Genomic DNA, 258 nt, shown 5'->3' on the forward strand with positions numbered 1-258 from the left:
GATAGCTCACGGCCGTCTGGGTCAGCCCCAGTTCCGCGCCGGCCCTCGTGAAGGTCATGTGGCGGGCTGCAGCCTCGAAGACGCGCAGGGCGTTCAGCGGGAATTGGCGGGACATCTTCATGCATGAGCTCTCTTGATCCATGCAGGCGATCATTCGATTGGATACCGCCCGCAGCGAGGCGCATCTTAAGCCCACGATCATCAAATGGAAGTGGGTCAGGTTATGTCTTTATCGTTTGTTTCACAGGAGAAAAGGCG

Annotated in this window: 1 protein-coding gene; it reads right to left on the reverse strand. The window is 57.8% G+C overall.

Features of this window, described 5'->3' with window-relative positions; translation table 11 throughout:
* A partial coding sequence (locus tag R0J92_RS24375; RefSeq protein WP_411053581.1) for a LysR family transcriptional regulator occupies positions 1–115 on the reverse strand: 115 nt, incomplete at its 3' end.
* Between the last annotated feature and the right edge of the window lie 143 nt (positions 116–258).

The organism is Tritonibacter sp. SIMBA_163 (assembly GCF_046535935.1).
Taxonomy (GTDB): Bacteria; Pseudomonadota; Alphaproteobacteria; order Rhodobacterales; family Rhodobacteraceae; genus Epibacterium; species Epibacterium scottomollicae.